The sequence below is a fragment of the Carbonicoccus niuqiaonis genome (assembly GCF_050157065.1).
Classification (GTDB): Bacteria; Actinomycetota; Actinomycetes; order Propionibacteriales; family Propionibacteriaceae; genus Avipropionibacterium.
In genome coordinates, this window is sequence record NZ_CP189573.1 from 1 (window position 1) to 17,805 (window position 17,805).

The window sequence follows — 17,805 nt, forward strand, 5'->3', positions numbered from 1 at the left end:
GACGAACCTGTGGATGGACGTGCCGGCGTCGAGTGTGGAGTGAGAGTGTCAGAGACTGATTACCCCAAGGACGAACTTCACGGCGCCTGGCACCACGTGATGGAGAACACCGAGACCTCCAAGCGCGGGTGGCTGCGGAACGCCACCCCGGTCTCGCTGCAGAACAGCACCCTGCTGGTCGCGGTCCCCAACGAGTTCACCCGGGAACGCCTCGAGGCGCGGATGCGCACCACCGTCGAGGACCAGGTCTCCGACTTCTTCGGTCGAACGATCCACATGGCGGTCACCATCGACCCCGACCTCGAGTTGGCCGAGAACGCCGAGGCGCCGGCACCGGCCGACGAAGGCTTCACCCGCGAGGTCCACGAGGAGGACCCGGCCGCCCCGGCGACGCCGACGCAGACCGACGAACTGCTACCCAGCCCCAGCCTCTCCGACGGTCCGAGCCGTCCGGCCCTCACCGGCACCAGCGAACGCCCCTTCGACTCTCGGCTCAACCCGCGGTACTCGTTCGAGAACTTCGTCACCGCCTCGTCCAACCGGTTCGCCCACGCCGCGGCGGTCGCCGTCGCCGAGGCGCCGGGGCGGTCGTACAACCCGCTGATGATCTACGGCGACTCGGGCCTGGGCAAGACGCACCTGCTGCACGCGCTGGGCCACTACGTCCGCAACTACTTCGACCGGGTCAAGGTGCGCTACGTCAGCACCGAGGAACTCACCAACGACTTCATCAACGCGATCTCGGAGAACAAGACCGCCCAGTTCCGCCGCCACTACCGCGACGTGGACGTGCTGTTGATCGACGACATCCAGTTCCTGGAGTCGAAGATCCAGACGCAGGAGGAGTTCTTCCACACCTTCAACACGCTGCACAATGCGCAGAAGCAGATCGTGATGACCTCCGACCGGCCACCGCGGTCGTTGGAGGCGCTCGAGCCGCGGCTGCGCAGCCGGTTCGAGTGGGGCCTGATCACCGACGTCCAGCCGCCCGACCTCGAGACCCGGATCGCGATCCTGCGCAAGAAGGCGTCCCAGGAGCGGCTGACCGCCCCGCCGGACGTGCTGGAGTTCATCGCCTCGCGCATCCAGACCAACATCCGCGAGCTCGAGGGCGCGCTGATCCGGGTCACCGCGTTCGCCAGCCTGAACCGGCAGAAGGTCGACCTCGGACTCGCCGAGATCGTGCTGAAGGACCTGATCCCCGAGGGTGGCGAGGCCCAGATCGCCTCCGGGCTGATCATGGCGCAGACCGCCGCCTACTTCGGTGTCACGATCGACGACCTGTGCAGCCAGAACCGGACACACATGCTGGTCACCGCCCGCCAGATCGCGATGTACCTGTGCCGTGAGCTGACCGACCTCTCGCTGCCGAAGATCGGCCAGCAGTTCGGCGGCCGCGACCACACCACCGTGATGCACGCCGACCGCAAGATCCGGCAGTTGCTGAGCGAGCGGCGTTCGGTGTTCAACCAGGTCACCGAGTTGACCAACCGGATCAAGCACCAGGCCCAACAGCGCTGACAGCGCCGCTGCGCACGACCTGCCGGTTCGTGCGTGCCTTCCGTACGCACCCCTTCCGTACGTCCGTCCGAGCGACCGTTCCCCAGCGCCCGTACCCCAGCGCCCGTACCCGAGCGCCCCCCGTACGACTTGTCCGCGATCGCGGGCGAACACGCCGCCGTACGAGATCTCCCCAAGGTGTGGACAGGGCTGGGGACAACTGTGGACCGAAGGCCGTCCACTTGGGGACACCTGTGGTTCACCCGTACGTCACCACCAGGTTCTCCGCATCTTCCACCCGTGTCATTCGCGGTGGTGCACAGCCGGTCCCCAACCGCGATCCCGGGCTGACTAGCGAGGACGGCGGTTCTCCCCAGAATCCACACCAGTGATGACTACAACGGAGAGTCAACCAGTTCATCGAAGAGCGGAAGCCGGAGAGCGCCCGAACTGGGGACAAGTCGAACCACAATCATGTAGTTACGATCTCAGTTCCCCCGGCCGAGCCACGACCGCCACGATCTCGCTATGATCGGACAGCGCCGGGGCCGTACAGCCACGACGCCGCTGATCGTCCCAGGAGGCCAAGGTTGAAGATCCAACTCGCACGCGACGTCCTCGCCGACGCCGTCCAGTGGGCTGCGCGCAGCCTGCCGACGCGGCCGAGCGTCCCGATCCTGGCCGGTCTGCTGGTCAAGGCGGACGGTTCGGGCGTCACGTTGTCGGGCTTCGACTACGAGACCTCGGCCCAGATCGACGTCGAGGCGACCGTCACCGACGAAGGCCAGTCGTTGGTCTCCGGCCGGCTGCTCGCCGACATCTGTCGTTCGCTGCCGAACAAGACCGTCGAGATCAGTGCCACCGACAAGCAGATGGAGATCACCTGCGGTTCGGCGCGGTTCACCCTGCAGGGCCTGCCGGTCGACGACTACCCGGCACTGCCGGAGATGCCGGCCGAGACCGGCACCGTGACCAGCGCCCAGTTCGGTGAGGCGATCAGCCAGGTCGCGGTCGCCGCCGGTCGCGACGAGTTGCTCCCGGTGTTCACCGGCATCCGGATGGAGATCGAGGGCGACACCCTCGCGTTGCTGGCGACCGACCGGTACCGGATGGCGATGAAGGAGATCACCTGGAACCCGGGCTCGGCCTCGGTCAGTGCCCAGGCGCTGATCCCGGCGCGGGTGCTCGGCGAGACCGCCCGGTCGATGACCAGTGGTGACCAGATCCGGCTCAGCCTGTCGGCCGCCTCGTCGGGGGAGGGCCTGATCGGCTTCGAGGGCGAGGGTCCGGGTGGCACCCGCCACACCACGACCCGGTTGCTGGACGGCGAGTTCCCCAAGGTCCGGCACATCATGAACCTGCAGGGCGTGGTGCACGTCCGGCTGTCGACCAACGACATCATCGCCGCGGCCCGTCGCGTCGCGCTCGTCGCCGAGCGCAACACCTCGCTGCGGATGACGATCGAGGACGGTTCGGTGACGCTGTCGGCGGCGACGGGTGACCAGGCGCAGGCGACGGAAGCGATCGAGGCGACCGTCGACCACGTCGCCGAGAACGAGATGACCGCCGCCGGGTTCAACCCGCAGTACCTGCTCGACGCGCTGGGTGCGTTCACGACGCCGTACGTGGACTTCGCCTTCACCGCACCGGGCAAGCCGTGCCTGATGACCGGGGTGCAGCAGCTCGACGGGGAACCCGAGACCGACTACCGGCACGTCATCATGCTGATGCGGCTGCCGGGCTGAAGCCGCAACACCCACCGCCGACCCGCGACAACGGACTCCACCTTCGTCGAAAGCAGGCTGATCATGGAACTGGGCATCATCGGACTCGGCAAGATGGGCGGCAACATGCGCGACCGGCTCCGCGCCGGCGGGCTGACCGTGGTGGGGTACGACCAGAACCCGGAGATCGCCGACGCCACGTCGATGGCCGACATGGTGGACAAACTGTCGGCCGACGGACCGCGGGTGGTCTGGCTGATGGTGCCGGTGCAGGCGATCTCGGCGGTGCTGGAGGAGCTCACGCCGCTGCTCCGTGAGGGCGACATCGTGATCGACGGCGGCAACACCCGGTGGTCGGAGGACAAGCCGCGGGCCGAAGCCCTGGCCGAGCACGGGGTGAAGTTCATCGACTGCGGCGTCTCCGGCGGCGTCTGGGGCAAGGAGGCCGGGTACGCGTTGATGGTCGGTGGCGAGGTCGCCGACGTCGAGTACTGCCAGCCGATCTTCCAAGCACTGAAGCCCGACGGTGACTTCGGGTACGTCCATGCCGGGGCGCACGGTGCGGGCCACTTCGCCAAGATGGTCCACAACGGCATCGAGTACGCGGTGATGCAGGCGTACGCCGAAGGGTGGGAGCTGCTCGAGGCCGCTGACGAGGTGACCCAGAACGTGCCCGAGATCTTCGAGTCGTGGCAGTCCGGGACGGTCATCCGGTCCTGGCTGCTGGAGTTGGTCGTCCGCGCCCTCAAGGCCGACGACGACCTGTCCGAGATCCGCGGGTACGCCAACGACTCCGGTGAGGGCCGCTGGACGGTCGAGGCCGGCATCGACCTGGCCGTACCGCTGCCGGCGATCAGTGCGGCACTGTTCGCCCGCTTCGTGTCGCGACAGGACGAGTCGCCGGCGATGAAGATGATCGCGGCCATGCGCAACCAGTTCGGCGGACACGCGGTGCTCCCGGAGGACCAGGCCTGAGTTCCGACCGAGGAAGACCGTGAGCGACTGCCCAACTGCACACCGAAACCCGGCGATTCGAAGGTGATCGCCCACTGACGCGGCGATCCCCCCGAAATCGCCGCGTTTCGGTACGCCGCAGCGTCAGCCGACCAGCGCCTGCCAGGTCTTCTTGCCGACCACGCCGTCGACCACCAGCCGGGTCAACGACTGGAAGCTGCGGACGGCGGTGTTGGTGACCGAACCGTACTGACCGTCGACCGACATCGAGTGGCCGTGCTTGACCAGCATCTGCTGCAGCGCCCTGACTGCGTGGTTGGTGGTGCCACGGGTCGGGGTGACGGTCAGCTTGCCCCACGTCTTGGGGCCGACGTCTCCGTCGACGACCAGCCCGGCGCCACGCTGGAAGGAGCGGACCGCGGCACCTGACTTCGAACCGAAGTTGCCGTCCACCACCAGGCCGTGGCCGCGGTGGTTCAGCAGGTGCTGGATGCCCTTCACGGTCGCGATCCCGCTCAGCGGCGAACCGTCCTGCACGTACGACCAGCCGTGCCCGGGGCCACCGGTGGCCCGGTCCCCGCCGAGCACCACGCCGCGGGCCGACAGGTAGCCGTACGGCTCGACGGTGTTGCCGATGCTGCCGGTGTGCACCTCGAAGTGCAGGTGCGCCCCGGACGTGGTGTTGCCGTAGCCGAGGCCGGTGTTGCCGACGTAGCCGATCCGCTGACCGGCCGAGACGGTGCGGCCGACCGCGATCGGCGAACGCTCCCGCAGGTGTCCGTAGTAGGTCCAGCGGCCCGAACCGTGGTCGATCAACAGGCCCCAGCCGTTGCGGCCGGTCAGCACCTGCTGGCTGTAGCCGCTCCGGATGACCTTGCCGGCGGCCGGGGCGTAGATGACGGTCCCGGTGGGGGTCGCGAGGTCACGACCGGCATGGCGGTACGACCCGCGCGGGGCCCAGTACTCGCCACCGCTCACGGTGTAGCCGCGGGTCGGGTTGCACCACCGGCCGTCGCGCAGGATGGCGGCCTCGGCGTTCGGGGTGATGCCGGCCGCCAGGGCGATGCCCAGACCGGCCGCGGCGGTCGAGCCGAGCAGGAACGAGCGGCGGGTCGGGACGTGGAAGGGCGTGGGCATGGTCGACTCCTCGCGAGGGGGATGCGCGGACCCCGGCCGGGGCCACCACGGACGTTATCGAGAAATGCGTCCAACGCCGGCGTGGCTGCCGCAACCGGCAGCGCGCACCGGTGTCGCCGGCGGCCAGTAGGCTCGCCCGCGTGTACGTCGACCACCTCCAACTCGTCGACTTCCGGAGCTATGAACACGTCGAGTTGCCGCTGCACCGCGGCGTGACCGTGTTCGTCGGCGCCAACGGGCAGGGCAAGACCAACCTGGTCGAGGCCGTCGACTACCTGGCGAGCCTGGGGTCGCACCGGGTCAGCAGCGACGCCCCGCTGGTCCGGGCCGGTGCCGAGCAGGCGATCGTGCGGGCCCGGGTCCGCGCCGGTGCCGAGGACGACCGCGCCGTCGTGCTCGAGGTCGAGATCAACCCGGGCCGCGCCAACCGGGCCCGGCTCAACCGGTCTCCGGTGCCGCGGCCGCGGGAGCTGCTCGGCATCCTGCGGACCGTGCTGTTCGCCCCCGACGACCTGGCGATCGTCAAGGGCGACCCGGCCGAACGGCGTCGCTTCCTGGACGCGGTGGTCACCACCCGGTGGCCGCGGCTCGCCGGCGTCCGTGGTGACTACGACCGGATCCTGCGACAACGCAACACCTTGCTGAAGTCCCTCGGCGGCCGCCGCGGCCAGGTCACCGCCGAGGCCGCGGCCACCCTCGACGTCTGGAACGACCACCTCGCCCGCGTCGGGTCCGAACTGCTGCAGGCCCGGCTCGACACGCTGGCCGAGCTGATGCCGTACGCCTCGCAGGCCTATGCCGACATCGCACCGAGCAACAACGTCGCGCTGGCCGAGTACCGCAGCCGGGTCGAGCTGCCCGAGCTGGACCACCCGATCGGCGACACCGGCCGCGCCGCCCTGGCCGAGGCGCTGCTGGCCGCGATGGCCGAGCGTCGCTCCGACGAGGTCGCCCGCGGCGTCAGTCTGGTCGGGCCGCACCGCGACGACGTCGAGCTGCGGCTGGGTGACCTGCCGGCCAAGGGGTACGCCAGCCACGGCGAGTCGTGGTCGTACGCGCTGTCGCTCAAGCTGGGCAGTTTCCACCTGCTGCAGGCCGACGGGGTCGAACCGGTGCTGATCCTCGACGACGTCTTCGCCGAGCTCGACACCACCCGGCGCGAGCGGCTGGCGGCCTCGGTCGCCCCGGCCGAGCAACTGCTGGTCACCGCGGCCGTCGCCGAGGACGTACCTGAGCAGTTGGTGGGGGTACGCTGCCGGGTGGCCGACCGGACCGTCACGCCTGATGATCAGGGCCACCGATCCGACTAGGATGACCGTCCATGGACCCCGCTGCCGACTCGGGTGAGCACGACCCGACCGGGCTCGACCTCGCCCGACGCGTCGCCGCGTCGATCGGATCAGGGACCCAACCGCGACGCCGGACCCGCCGCCGCGAGGTGGTCGGGCCGGTGGTGTCCGGCTCACACCCCGACGACCGGGACCCGCAACTGGTCGGCAACTCACTCGACCGGCTGCTCGCCGACCGCGGCTGGAACACCGAGGTCACCGTCCACACCCTGCTCGGCCGGTGGCCGACACTGGTCGGGCCGAGCCTCGCCCAGCACACCACGCCGGAGGGGTACCGCGACCACGTCATCACCGTTCGCGCCAGCTCCACCGCCTGGGCCACCCAGCTGCGCGGGATGGCCGCCACCGTGGTGGCGAAGCTGAACGACCAGCTGGGGCAGGGCACCGTCACCCGGATCACCGTGCTCGGCCCGGACGTGCCGTCCTGGAAGCGGGGACGCCGCTCGGTCCGCGACGGTCGAGGGCCGCGGGACACGTACGGGTGAGCGCCGGACAGGTACAGGTGGACGCGCCCACGGCCGCCCGTCCGCCCGATGCCCAGCCATCAGCGGGGGTGGAGCCGAAACCCGCCTTCCGGCCGCTGCGTCCGCTGAAGGAGCTGCTCGGGGCCACCCTCGACCTCGGCGGGGGTGCGGTGGCACTGTGGCTACGACTGTTCCCCCAGCTGGCGTCGATCTACCTGGGCGGGTGGCTGCTGACCGAGCTGTCGGTCCGGATCACCACCCAGATCCCGCTGGACTACGTCTACCTCGCACTGTTGGTGTTCGCGCTCGGCTTCCTGTTCACCCTGGGCGCGATCGTGTTGATGTTGCGGCTGGTCGCCCAACACCTCGACGTCTGGTCGTTGGTCGACTCCGACGACACCGACCACTCGGTCAGCCACATCCTGGCGATCACGTTGCTGCCCTTCCTCGGCATCTACGCCGCCGTCAACGAGGTGGCCGCCCGCGCCGACCAACTCACCGCGCTGGGCATCATGCAGACCGGGATCGTGGCCGACCGGACCATCATCAGCGAGCTCAACCCGTTCAACGGTGAGGGGCGGGTCTGGATCGTGGTCGGGCTGCTCGTCGGGGCCTACGTCGTCCGCCGGATCGTCGACCTGGTGCACGAGAAGACCGGCTGGCGGCTGCTCGGCATCCTGGTCGCGGTGTTCGAGGCGTACTTCCTGCTGGTGCTGATCATGTCGGGCACCGCACTGATCAAGCAGCTGCAGGACTGGTGGGAGACCCGGGTCGTGGTGCAGTGGCTCGATCAGGCCGGGTCCGCGATCGGTGGCTTCCTCGACCAGTTCGACATCTCCTGGCCGTTCATCCTGACCTGGCTCGGCACCGTGCTCAGCACCGTCATCTGGCCACTGCTGCGGGACGCACTGGTGCAACCGGTGATCTGGCTGGCGGTCGCCGCGCTGGTGTTCGGCTCCCGGGTGCTGTCGGTGGCCGACCTGTGGCGTCGGGGCCAGCCGCTGACCGCGCAGGTCCCGGTTCCGAAGCGGTTGCAGCGGCTGCAGGCGCACCGCGCCCGCAAGTCCGGCTCCCGCGGCTTCCGCCGGGTGTGGCTGGAGTTCCAGGAGTTGTTCCTGGGCGACATCGACGACAAGTACCTGCCGACCCTGCAGTCGATGCGGCTGATCCTGCGGGCCGGGTTGACCTTCCTCGGCGCGTACGTGCTGGTGTACGCCCTGTGGACCGGACTGTCCCAGCTGTACGAGCTGGTGGTGATGCGGCTGGTCGGTGGCCACGACGTGATCTTCTGGTCCAAGTGGGGGACGTTGACCGACATCGTCGTGGACGTGCCGTTGGAGACCCTGCGGATGTGCCTGCTGGCGCTCGCCTTCCACCGTTGCCTGCAGATGTTCCACGACCGGGCCTCGGGGGTACGCCGATGAGCCCGACCCAGCAGCGCAGTCGCCTCGAGCGCCTGATCGCGGTGGTGGCGACCCTGGCGGTGGTGCTGGTGGCCGGCGTCGTGGTGCAGGGGGCCAACCGGATCGACGCGAACATGTTGCGGCACCTGGTCGACGTGCGGATGGGCGAGCCGTCGAGCCTGGCCGGGGGGCAGCACGTCTTCACCTCGATCGACGTGGGGCGGTTCCTGCGGACCGACGAGGACCGGGTCGAGTCGGCCGGACGGTACGTGGTGATCGAGGTGACCTCGATCGCCGGCACCGAGAAGGTGCCGTTCCTGCGCTACTTCCTGGAGTACGACGGCCGCCGGTACTACGAGCTCGACGCGACCTACGTCGACATCCCCCCGGGATTCGTCGGCACGCGGGACATCCTGTTCGAGGTGCCGGACGAGGCGGTGACCGAGATGGTGGTGACCGTGGTCGACGTGGAGTTCGTGCACGGCCGGCAGCGGGTGCTGCGCTGGGACCCGCACCTGGGCCGCGGCACCCTGGCCGACACCGCTGAGCGGTCGGTGATGATGGGCGAACCGTCACGGGAGGTGGCCCGATGAGCGATCCCGCAGGCCCCGCCCGGCGGGCCGTCCTGGGCCGGCGCGCCCCGCTGGTGCGACTGCTGTCGCGGCTCGGGGTGCTCGGCGTCCGCCAGGTCGGTGACCTGCGGGCGTGGCTGGTGCTGTTGCTCGTGCTCGGGATGTCGCTCACCTACGCCCTGCTCTGGGGGGCCTGGGTGGAGCAGAACACCGACCAGGTGTACGTGCAGACCGCGCCCGGGGCGACGGTCACCTACGACGGGGTGGAGCTGACCGTGCTCGCCATCCGCACCCCCACCGACATCGACCAGGGGTTCAGTGATCCGACCACCCCGACGCCCGGTGCCAGCTGGGTGGTGGTCGAGTTGCAGGTCAGCGGCAACCACGGGGAGGTACGCAACCGCTGCCGGTTCAACCTGCTGGGCCCCGACGGCCGGCTGTGGGAGCCGATGCTGCGGTACGACGACCTGCCCGACTCCTGCGACGAGGACGTGCCCGCCACACCGACCACGGTCCACCTCACCTACGAGGTGCCCGAGGCCTACCTCGGCAGCCTGTACGGGATCGTGCTCGACGAGCCCGCCCGCGAGGTGCAGGTGTTGCGGCCATGACCGAGGAACGGACCCACCGGGTGTGGCTCGACCCGGCACCGCTGTCGAACCGGTGGCCGGCGCCGCGTCGCGGGGTGGCCCTCGGCCTGGTGGTCGGCATCCTCGCGCTGGTGCTGGTGGCCACCGCGGTCGTGCTGTGGCGGGTCGGCGGCTTCGAGGAGCGCGACGACAGCGAGGTCGCGGTCGTGGCCGGGCAGGTGTTCGAGACCGGGCCGTTCCAACTGTCCTTCAGCCACGCCGAGATCTGGCCCAAGCGGACGGTCGACGGCGAGCTCGAGGGGTGGGAGGTGCACCTGTTCGGGACGGGCCGCACCACCGGCGCCAAGTCCGACATGTTGCGGGGCAGCTGGATGGCGGTCACCGACCACGAGCGCAAGGTGATCGAGGAACCCTTCGCACGGCGGGTCGGCGGGCTCAACCTGATCGGGGTGAAGTTCCAGCCCGGGATGCCGATGCTGCCGCTGATGCTCGAGGCCGACCTGCCCCCGGAGTTCGAGCCGGGTGACCGGATCCAGCTCGGCATCACCGAGATCGTCGAGGAGAACCAGACCGCCTCCGGTGACGTGGAGGGCATCGTGCTGCGCCCGGGGACCCGGTTCTTCGTGGTCGACATGCCGCTCACGGTGCACGACACCGAGCCGCCATGACAGCTCACGAACAGCCCTGACAGCCGCCGAACAGCCCCGTCGGCGTATCCCCCGTCGAGAGCCGACCCGTTCGGCGGCCCACGGCACCCGTACGGGGCTGGAAATGCCGTCTGAGGGGCGAGAGACCCTGTGGAGAACGCGCACATCTGCGGCAGGAGCGGCTAGAATGGTCCAGATGGGTTCGCACTGTGCGGGCCCGTCGAAGTGAACCGACCGCCGACCAGGGAGCCACCGCGTGAACGACGGGGATGACGTGAACCAGTCCGACGAGCAGCATGCGGCGGCAGCCGCCCTGGAAGGTGTGAACATCCCGGCCGCGGACATGGCGGACCTCCCCGGTGACTACGACGCCGGCGCGATCACCGTGCTGGAGGGCCTCGAGGCCGTCCGCAAGCGACCCGGCATGTACATCGGGTCGACCGGTGAGCGAGGCCTGCACCACCTGGTCTCCGAGATCGTCGACAACGCGGTGGACGAGGCGTTGGCCGGCTACTGCGACACCATCGACGTGACGTTGCTCGACGGGGGCGGGGTCAGGGTCGTCGACGACGGCCGCGGCATCCCGGTCAAGGAACACCCGGTGGAGAAGATCCCCACCGTCACCCTGGTGCTCACCGTGCTGCACGCCGGTGGCAAGTTCGGCAACGGCGGTTACAAGGTGTCCGGTGGGCTGCACGGCGTGGGCTCGTCGGTGGTGAACGCGCTGAGCGAGCGGTTCGTCGTCGAGGTCAGCCGGGACGGCCACCGGTGGCGCCAGGAGTTCGAGCTCGGGGTGCCCACCACCGAGCTGGTGCAGGGTGAGGCGACCGACGAGACCGGCACCACGATCACCTTCTGGCCCAGCGCCGACATCTTCGAGACCACCACGTTCAGCTACGAGACGCTGGCCACCCGGTTCCGGGAGATGGCCTTCCTCAACAAGGGCCTGGCGATCTCGCTGACCGACGAGCGGGAGGGCCACGTCGACGACGAAGGGGCCGCGCTCCACGACGACTACAAGTACGAGCGTGGCCTGGTCGACTACGTGGAGTACCTCACCGGCAGCAAGCAGGTGATCCACCCGACCGTGGTCGCGGTGGAGGAGAACGACGAGGCCGCCGGGCTCAGCCTGGAGCTTGCGATGCAGTGGAACGCCTCGTACAACGAGTCGGTCCACACCTTCGCCAACACGATCAACACCCACGAGGGCGGCACCCACGAAGAGGGTTTCCGGGCCGCACTCACCAGCACGGTCAACAAGTGGGGTGAGACGTGGGGGCTGATCAAGAAGAAGGACGACCGGATGGCCGGCGAGGACATCCGCGAGGGCCTCACCGCGATCGTGTCGATCAAGCTGACCGATCCGCAGTTCGAGGGCCAGACCAAGACCAAGCTCGGCAACACCGAGGCGCGCTCGTTCGTGCAGCGGGTCACGTACGACAAGTTGAGCGACTGGTTCGAGCAGAACCCGTCCGACGGCAAGGACATCGTCCGCAAGGGCCAGGCCGCCGCGCTCGCCCGGATCGCCGCCCGCAAGGCGCGCGAGGCGGCCCGCGACCGAAAGGGCCTGCTGGGCCGGTCCGGGCTGCCCGGCAAGCTGGTCGACTGCCAGTCGACCGAGCCCGCCGAGTGCGAGGTGTTCATCGTCGAGGGTGACTCCGCCGGCGGCTCGGCCCGCGGTGGCCGCGACCCGCGGACCCAGGCGATCCTGCCGATCCGCGGCAAGATCCTGAACGTCGAGAAGGCCCGGATCGACCGGATCCTGCAGAACCAGGAGGTGCAGGCGATCATCGCCGCCCTGGGCACCGGCATCCACGAGGACTTCGACATCGACAAGCTGCGCTACCACAAGGTGGTGATGATGGCCGACGCCGACGTCGACGGCGCGCACATCCGAACCCTGCTGCTGACGCTGCTGTTCCGGTTCATGAAGCCGCTGATCGAGGCCGGCCACGTCTACCTGGCGCAGCCGCCGCTGTACAAGCTGAAGTGGAGCAACGCCCCGCACGAGCTGGCGTACTCCGACGCCGAACGCGACGCCCTGCTCGAGTTGGGCAAGGAGAACGGCCGCCGACTCCCCAAGGAGGGGGCGATCCAGCGCTACAAGGGCCTCGGTGAGATGAACGCCGACGAGTTGTGGGACACCACGATGGACCCGGAGCAGCGACTGCTGCTGCAGGTGACCCTGGAGGACGCCGCACGCGCCGACGAGATGTTCTCGATCCTGATGGGCGAGGACGTCGAGCAGCGCCGGACGTTCATCCAACGCAACGCCAAGGACGTCCGCTTCCTCGACATCTGATCCCTCGCTCGTCGAGCCCGTCGAGTCGACCCGCCCGCCGAGCACACCCCAACCACCGCCCGTCGACCTCCACCCAACGCCCGTCGAGCTCGTCGAGACGACTGACCAGGAGCACCCGTGACCGAAACCCCGCACCCGCCGCTGCACCGGACCGAACCGATCGACCTCCAGGAGGAGATCCAGAAGTCCTACCTCGACTACGCGATGAGCGTGATCGTGGGTCGGGCGCTGCCGGACGTCCGTGACGGCCTGAAGCCGGTCCACCGGCGGGTGCTGTACGCCATGTACGACGGGCGCTACCTGCCCGACCGCGGGTTCTACAAGTGTTCCCGGGTGGTCGGCGACGTGATCGGCAACTACCACCCGCACGGTGACACCGCGATCTACGACACCCTGGTCCGGCTCGCGCAGCCGTGGGTGATGCGGTACCCGCTGGTCACCGGGCAGGGCAACTTCGGCTCCGCCGGCAACGACTCCGCCGCCGCGATGCGCTACACCGAGTGCAAGATGGCGCCGCTGGCGATGGAGATGGTCCGCGACATCACCGAGAACGCCGTCGAGTTCAAGCCGAACTACGACGGGCGGTCCTCGGAGCCGGTGGTGCTGCCGTCGCGCTACCCGAACCTGCTGGTGAACGGGTCGACCGGCATCGCGGTCGGCATGGCCACCAACATCCCGCCGCACAACCTCCGCGAGGTCGCCGAGGCCGCGCAGTGGTGCCTCGACAACCCCGACGCCAGCAGCGAGGAACTCCTCGAGGCGTGCATCGAGCGGGTGAAGGGCCCCGACTTCCCCAACGGCGCGCTGATCGTGGGCCGCCAGGGCATCGAGGACGCGTACCGCACCGGCCGGGGGTCGGTCACCATGCGGGCCGTCGTCGACATGGAGGAGGACAAGTCGGGCCGCACCCTGTTGGTGGTCACCGAGCTGCCCCACATGTGCAACCCCGACAGCCTGGCGCTGAAGATCGCCGAGCTGGTCAACAACGGTCGGCTGAACGGCATCGCCGACATCCGCGACGACTCCTCGGCCCGCACCGGACAGCGGCTGGTGATCGTGCTGAAGCGGGACGCCCAGCCGCGGGTGGTGCTGAACAACCTGTACAAGCACACCTCGCTGCAGGACACCTTCGGCTGCAACATGCTGGCCCTGGTCGACGAGGTGCCGCGCACGCTGCGGCTGGACCAGTTCGTGCAGCACTGGGTGGCCCACCAGGTCGACGTGATCCAACGCCGTACCCAGTTCCGGCTGGACGACGCCGAGTCGCGGGCGCACATCTACCGCGGCCTGGTGAAGGCACTCGACATGTTGGACGAGGTGATCGCGCTGATCCGGCGGAGCCCGAGCACCGAGGAGGCGCGGGCCGGCCTGATCACGCTGCTCGACATCGACGAGGTGCAGGCGACCGCGATTCTCGACATGCAGCTGCGCCGGCTGGCGGCGTTGGAGCGGCAGCGGATCATCGACCACCTGGCCGAGCTGGAGCGGTTGATCGCCGACTACAAGGACATCCTCGCCAAGCCCGAGCGGCAGCGCGCCATCATCTCCGAGGAACTGGCCGAGATCGTCGAGAAGTACGGCGACGACCGGCGCAGCCAGATCGTCAGCGCCGACGGCGACCTGTCGCACGAGGACCTGATCCCCGACGAGGACATGGTCGTCACGATCACCCGCGGTGGGTACGCCAAGCGCACCCGCACCGACCAGTACCGGGTGCAGCGTCGTGGTGGCAAGGGTGTCCGGGGGGCTGCGCTGCGGGCCGACGACGAGGTGGACGTGCTGTTCACCACCAGCAACCACCACTGGCTGTTGATCTTCACCAACGCGGGCCGGGTGTACCGGACCAAGGTGTGGATGCTGCCCGAGGCGAGCCGTGACGCCCGCGGCAGCCACGTCGCCGGGCTGCTCAGCTTCCTGCCCGACGAGAAGATCGCGCGCGTGCTGGCCGTACGGGACTACACCTCGCAGGACTACCTGCTGTTGGCCACGAAGCGGGGCCTGGTGAAGAAGACGCGACTGGAGCAGTACGACTCGGCGCGGCAGGCCGGCATCATCGCGATCAACTTCCGTGAGTCCGACGACGAGCTGATCGGTGCGGCGCTGTGCAGTGTGGATGACGACGTGCTGCTGATCTCGACCAAGGGACAGTCGATCCGGTTCGCCGCCGACGACGAACAGCTGCGCCCGATGGGCCGGGCCACCTCCGGGGTGACCGGGATGAAGTTCCGCGACGGTGACGAAATGTTGAGCATGTCGGTGATCGACGCCGACATGCCGACCGACGACAGGTACGTGTTCACCGTCACCGACGGGGGCTACGCCAAGCGGACCGCCGTCTCGGAGTACCGCCGGCAGGGTCGCGGTGGCCTGGGCATCAAGGCGATGCGGCTCAACGAGGACCGGGGCCGGCTGATCGGTGGCCTGGTGGTGAGCGAGGCCGACCAGGTCATCGCGATCAAGGCGAGCGGTCAGATCACCCGGTCCGACGTGGCCGAGGTGGCGGTGAAGGGCCGCGACACGATGGGTGTGAAGTTCGTGGGCGTCCGCGGTGAGGACACCGTGGTGGCGATCGCGATCAACCCCGAACAGCATGAGGACGAGGCGGCCGAAGCCGAATCCGAGGTTGACGCGGTCGATTCAGGGAGCGACGCCCGGGGCGAGAAGGTGTCCGACGTTGTCGATCCGAGTATCGTCGACCCCCAGAACGACAATGTCGACGCCGAGGGCGAGGTAGCCGACCCCGAGGCCGGAGAGGATTCTGGTGACTGATCACCCGCAGGGTGCGGCACCCAGGCAGGATCAGGACGCGACAGTGATCCGGGATGCCCGCGAGTTCTACCGCGACGGGGGCTCCACCCCGACACGCAATGGGGCGACGGCACCCGCGAGCGACGTCGCCGAGGAGGACGCGCCGACCCGCGAGCAGCCGAAGGTCCAGGAACCGGGTCCCCGGCAGTCGGGGTCCGGGCCCGCGCCACAGCCGATCCTGGCGGACCGGATCATGCGCAAGCTGCCGGCGCCGCCGGAGAAGGCGTCGGCACAGCAGGCGTACGAGCAGAAGATGGCGCGTCGTCGGGCCGAGCTGGATCGGCAGCGCGCTGATCTGAAGCGGCAGGACGAGGAACGGGCCCGCGCCAAGCAGCCGCCGACTGCGGTCACGCCGTCCCCGGCGTCACCGCCGGCTGCGGCACCGGCCGCGCAGCCACAGCCCCGGGCGACGACCCGGTCAGGTGCCTCGCCCGCTCCGGTGGCTGCCGCGGCAGGTGCAGCAGCGGCCGGCGGGGCAGCAGCAGGTGGGGCCGCGGCTGGAGCAGCAGCATCGACAGCCGCACCCGGTGCCGGGTCCGCCGGCCGACGGCAGGCGACGACCGAGTCGATGGCGGTCGGCGGTTCGACGCGCCACCGTTCGAAGTTGACCGACCCGCAGGATCCGGTGCCGGCGCGGGTGAGCCGCCGGACCCGCAAGGCGCGGTTGCGGTTGGCCCGCGTCGACCCGTGGTCGGTGATGAAGACGTTCTTCCTGTTCTCCATCGCCGGCGGGATCATGGCCTGTGTGGCCGTGTTCGTGGTGTTCACCGTGATCGAGGGGTCGGGCCTGTTCGACAGTCTCGACCAGCTGATTCAGGACGCCTTGGGCACCCCGGGCGACGACACTCCGTTCCAGGTACGCGACTACCTCAGCGTCAATCGGGTGATGGGCATCACCGCCCTGCTGGCGTGTGTCGACGTGGTGATCCTGACCGCGCTGGCCACCCTCGGTTCGTTCCTCTACAACCTGTCCGCCACCATGCTCGGCGGGCTCGAGGTGACCCTCGCGGAGGACTGAGGTCCCTTCGTGGTCTCACGATGAGACCTGTTCGTGGCAGATGAGACCTGCTTCTGCCAGATGAGAACAGTGTCATCTGCGTCTCATGCCGACTTCACGGTGCGGGTGTGAAGTAGTTCTCGAAGCGGCCCCCAATGGCGGTGACCGAGGTTTCGAGAACGAAGGACACAGCCTGTGACCACCACCTTGCACCGCACCACCGCGCAGCACCCGAGCACCGACGGGCCAGCAGGGCACGTCGGCCCCGCCCGTACCGAACGGCTCGACCCGATCCGCTGGTCGTCGATCAGATCGGCCTACACCACCCGATTCGTCGCCGCGGCCGTCGACCGTGATCCCGGCGGGTTCGCGCTGCAGAGCGGTGAGGACCTGCGGCCCGCCGCCGGGGACGTGGTGGTTGCCCGGGTCACCGAGATCGGTCACCACACCCGGTTGGAGAGCCCGGTCTCGCGGCGCCAGCTGATGTTCCCCGGCCAGGAGATCATGGTCGCGTACGGGAACCGGTACGCCCCGGACCAGTTCCTGGCCCACGTCCCGGACCACCTGGGCCCGACCCAGTTGGTCGCCGGTGGCGGGATCGCCGCCGAGGTGCTGGAGCAGCACGACCGGATCGACCAGGCCACCCAGATCGAGCCGATCGGGTTGCTGACCGACGAGCACGGCGTGGTGAACCTCGAGCGGTTCGCCCCGCTGTCGATCGACACCCCCTCGGTGCGGGTCGTGCAGAACGTCGGCCGGCCGCGGCCGCCGGTGATCGCCGTGCTCGGCACCTCGATGAACTCGGGCAAGTCGACGACCCTGGCCTGCCTGGTCAACGGGCTCACCAACGCCGGGCTCTCCGTGGCCGCGGGCAAGGCCACCGGGACCGGTGCCGGCAACGACCCGAACGTGTTCGTCGACGCGGGTGCGCGGCGGGTCATCGACTTCACCGACTTCGGGCAGCCCACCACGTTCCGGCTGCCGTACGAGCAGGTGCGCGGGTTGCTGACCGGGCTGGTGGCCGAGCTGGCCGCCGACCGTCCCGACGTGGTGGTGGTCGAGGTGGCCGACGGCCTGTTCCAGGGTGAGACCGCCCGGCTGCTCGGCGATCCCGCGTTCCACGGGTCGGTGGACAGCGTGCTGTTCGCGGCCCAGGACGCCCTCGGCGCCGTGGGTGGGCTGCAGGTGCTGCGCCACAACGACGTTCCGGTGGCTGCGGTGTCGGGACTGTTGACCTCGTCGCCGCTCGCCACCGCGGAGGCCGACGCCGCGGTCGACGTCCGCGTCATCGACACCTACGGCCTGTGCGCCGCCGACACCGCGGTCAGCCTGCTGCCGGAGAAGCGGGATCGGTGAGA

The 17,805-nt window shown here is 69.3% G+C and carries 12 protein-coding genes and 2 pseudogenes; 13 read left to right on the forward strand and 1 reads right to left on the reverse strand.

The window, feature by feature from the left end; all coding sequences use genetic code 11:
- The first annotated feature begins 39 nt into the window (after positions 1-39).
- The 3 genes from dnaA (at position 40) to gnd (ending at position 4,199) form a co-directional block, all read left to right on the forward strand.
- A complete protein-coding gene (gene dnaA / locus ACQBAU_RS00005) occupies positions 40-1,521 on the forward strand; it encodes a chromosomal replication initiator protein DnaA (protein ID WP_465256894.1) in 1,482 nt (493 codons plus the stop codon).
- A 569-nt stretch (positions 1,522-2,090) separates the two neighbouring features.
- A complete protein-coding gene (dnaN, locus tag ACQBAU_RS00010; RefSeq protein ID WP_465256895.1) occupies positions 2,091-3,245 on the forward strand; it encodes a DNA polymerase III subunit beta in 1,155 nt (384 codons plus the stop codon).
- A gap of 63 nt (positions 3,246-3,308) precedes the next feature.
- Positions 3,309-4,199: a phosphogluconate dehydrogenase (NAD(+)-dependent, decarboxylating) gene (gnd, locus tag ACQBAU_RS00015; protein ID WP_465256896.1), complete on the forward strand. Its 891-nt coding sequence runs from the start codon at positions 3,309-3,311 to the stop codon at positions 4,197-4,199.
- A gap of 123 nt (positions 4,200-4,322) precedes the next feature.
- Here the strand turns inward: gnd and ACQBAU_RS00020 are convergent, their stop codons facing one another.
- Entirely contained in the window at positions 4,323-5,315 is a 993-nt protein-coding gene (locus ACQBAU_RS00020) for a peptidoglycan-binding protein (protein ID WP_465256897.1), read from the reverse strand.
- Positions 5,316-5,455: 140 nt separating this feature from the next.
- Between ACQBAU_RS00020 and recF the strand changes: the two genes are divergently transcribed.
- The 10 genes and pseudogenes from recF (at position 5,456) to ACQBAU_RS00070 (ending at position 17,803) form a co-directional block, all read left to right on the forward strand.
- Entirely contained in the window at positions 5,456-6,625 is a 1,170-nt protein-coding gene (gene recF, locus ACQBAU_RS00025) for a DNA replication/repair protein RecF (RefSeq protein ID WP_434550894.1), read from the forward strand.
- A gap of 11 nt (positions 6,626-6,636) precedes the next feature.
- Complete coding sequence (locus ACQBAU_RS00030; RefSeq protein WP_465256898.1) at positions 6,637-7,149, forward strand: DciA family protein; 513 nt, start codon at positions 6,637-6,639, stop codon at positions 7,147-7,149.
- 68 nt (positions 7,150-7,217) lie between these two features.
- The gene (locus ACQBAU_RS00035) at positions 7,218-8,552 is read left to right on the forward strand and encodes a hypothetical protein (protein WP_465256899.1); all 1,335 of its coding nucleotides are present in this window, start codon (positions 7,218-7,220) and stop codon (positions 8,550-8,552) included.
- Complete coding sequence (locus ACQBAU_RS00040; RefSeq protein WP_434550897.1) at positions 8,549-9,124, forward strand: hypothetical protein; 576 nt, start codon at positions 8,549-8,551, stop codon at positions 9,122-9,124. The genes ACQBAU_RS00035 and ACQBAU_RS00040 overlap by 4 nt, the downstream gene beginning before the upstream one ends.
- Entirely contained in the window at positions 9,121-9,714 is a 594-nt protein-coding gene (locus tag ACQBAU_RS00045; protein WP_465256900.1) for a hypothetical protein, read from the forward strand. Before ACQBAU_RS00040 ends, ACQBAU_RS00045 begins: the two co-directional genes overlap by 4 nt.
- The gene (locus tag ACQBAU_RS00050; RefSeq protein WP_465256901.1) at positions 9,711-10,361 is read left to right on the forward strand and encodes a hypothetical protein; all 651 of its coding nucleotides are present in this window, start codon (positions 9,711-9,713) and stop codon (positions 10,359-10,361) included. Before ACQBAU_RS00045 ends, ACQBAU_RS00050 begins: the two co-directional genes overlap by 4 nt.
- A gap of 337 nt (positions 10,362-10,698) precedes the next feature.
- A pseudogene (gyrB, locus tag ACQBAU_RS00055) lies at positions 10,699-12,642 on the forward strand (DNA topoisomerase (ATP-hydrolyzing) subunit B); the annotation flags it as partial.
- Positions 12,643-12,759: 117 nt separating this feature from the next.
- Positions 12,760-15,235 (forward strand): annotated as a pseudogene (gyrA, locus tag ACQBAU_RS00060) (DNA gyrase subunit A); the annotation flags it as partial.
- Positions 15,236-15,403: 168 nt separating this feature from the next.
- Positions 15,404-16,468, forward strand: a complete 1,065-nt coding sequence (locus ACQBAU_RS00065) for a DUF3566 domain-containing protein (protein ID WP_465256902.1) — start codon at positions 15,404-15,406, stop codon at positions 16,466-16,468.
- Between the two features lie 174 nt (positions 16,469-16,642).
- Positions 16,643-17,803, forward strand: coding sequence for a hypothetical protein (locus ACQBAU_RS00070; protein WP_465256903.1), 1,161 nt, complete (start codon positions 16,643-16,645; stop codon positions 17,801-17,803).
- The last annotated feature ends 2 nt before the right edge of the window (positions 17,804-17,805 follow it).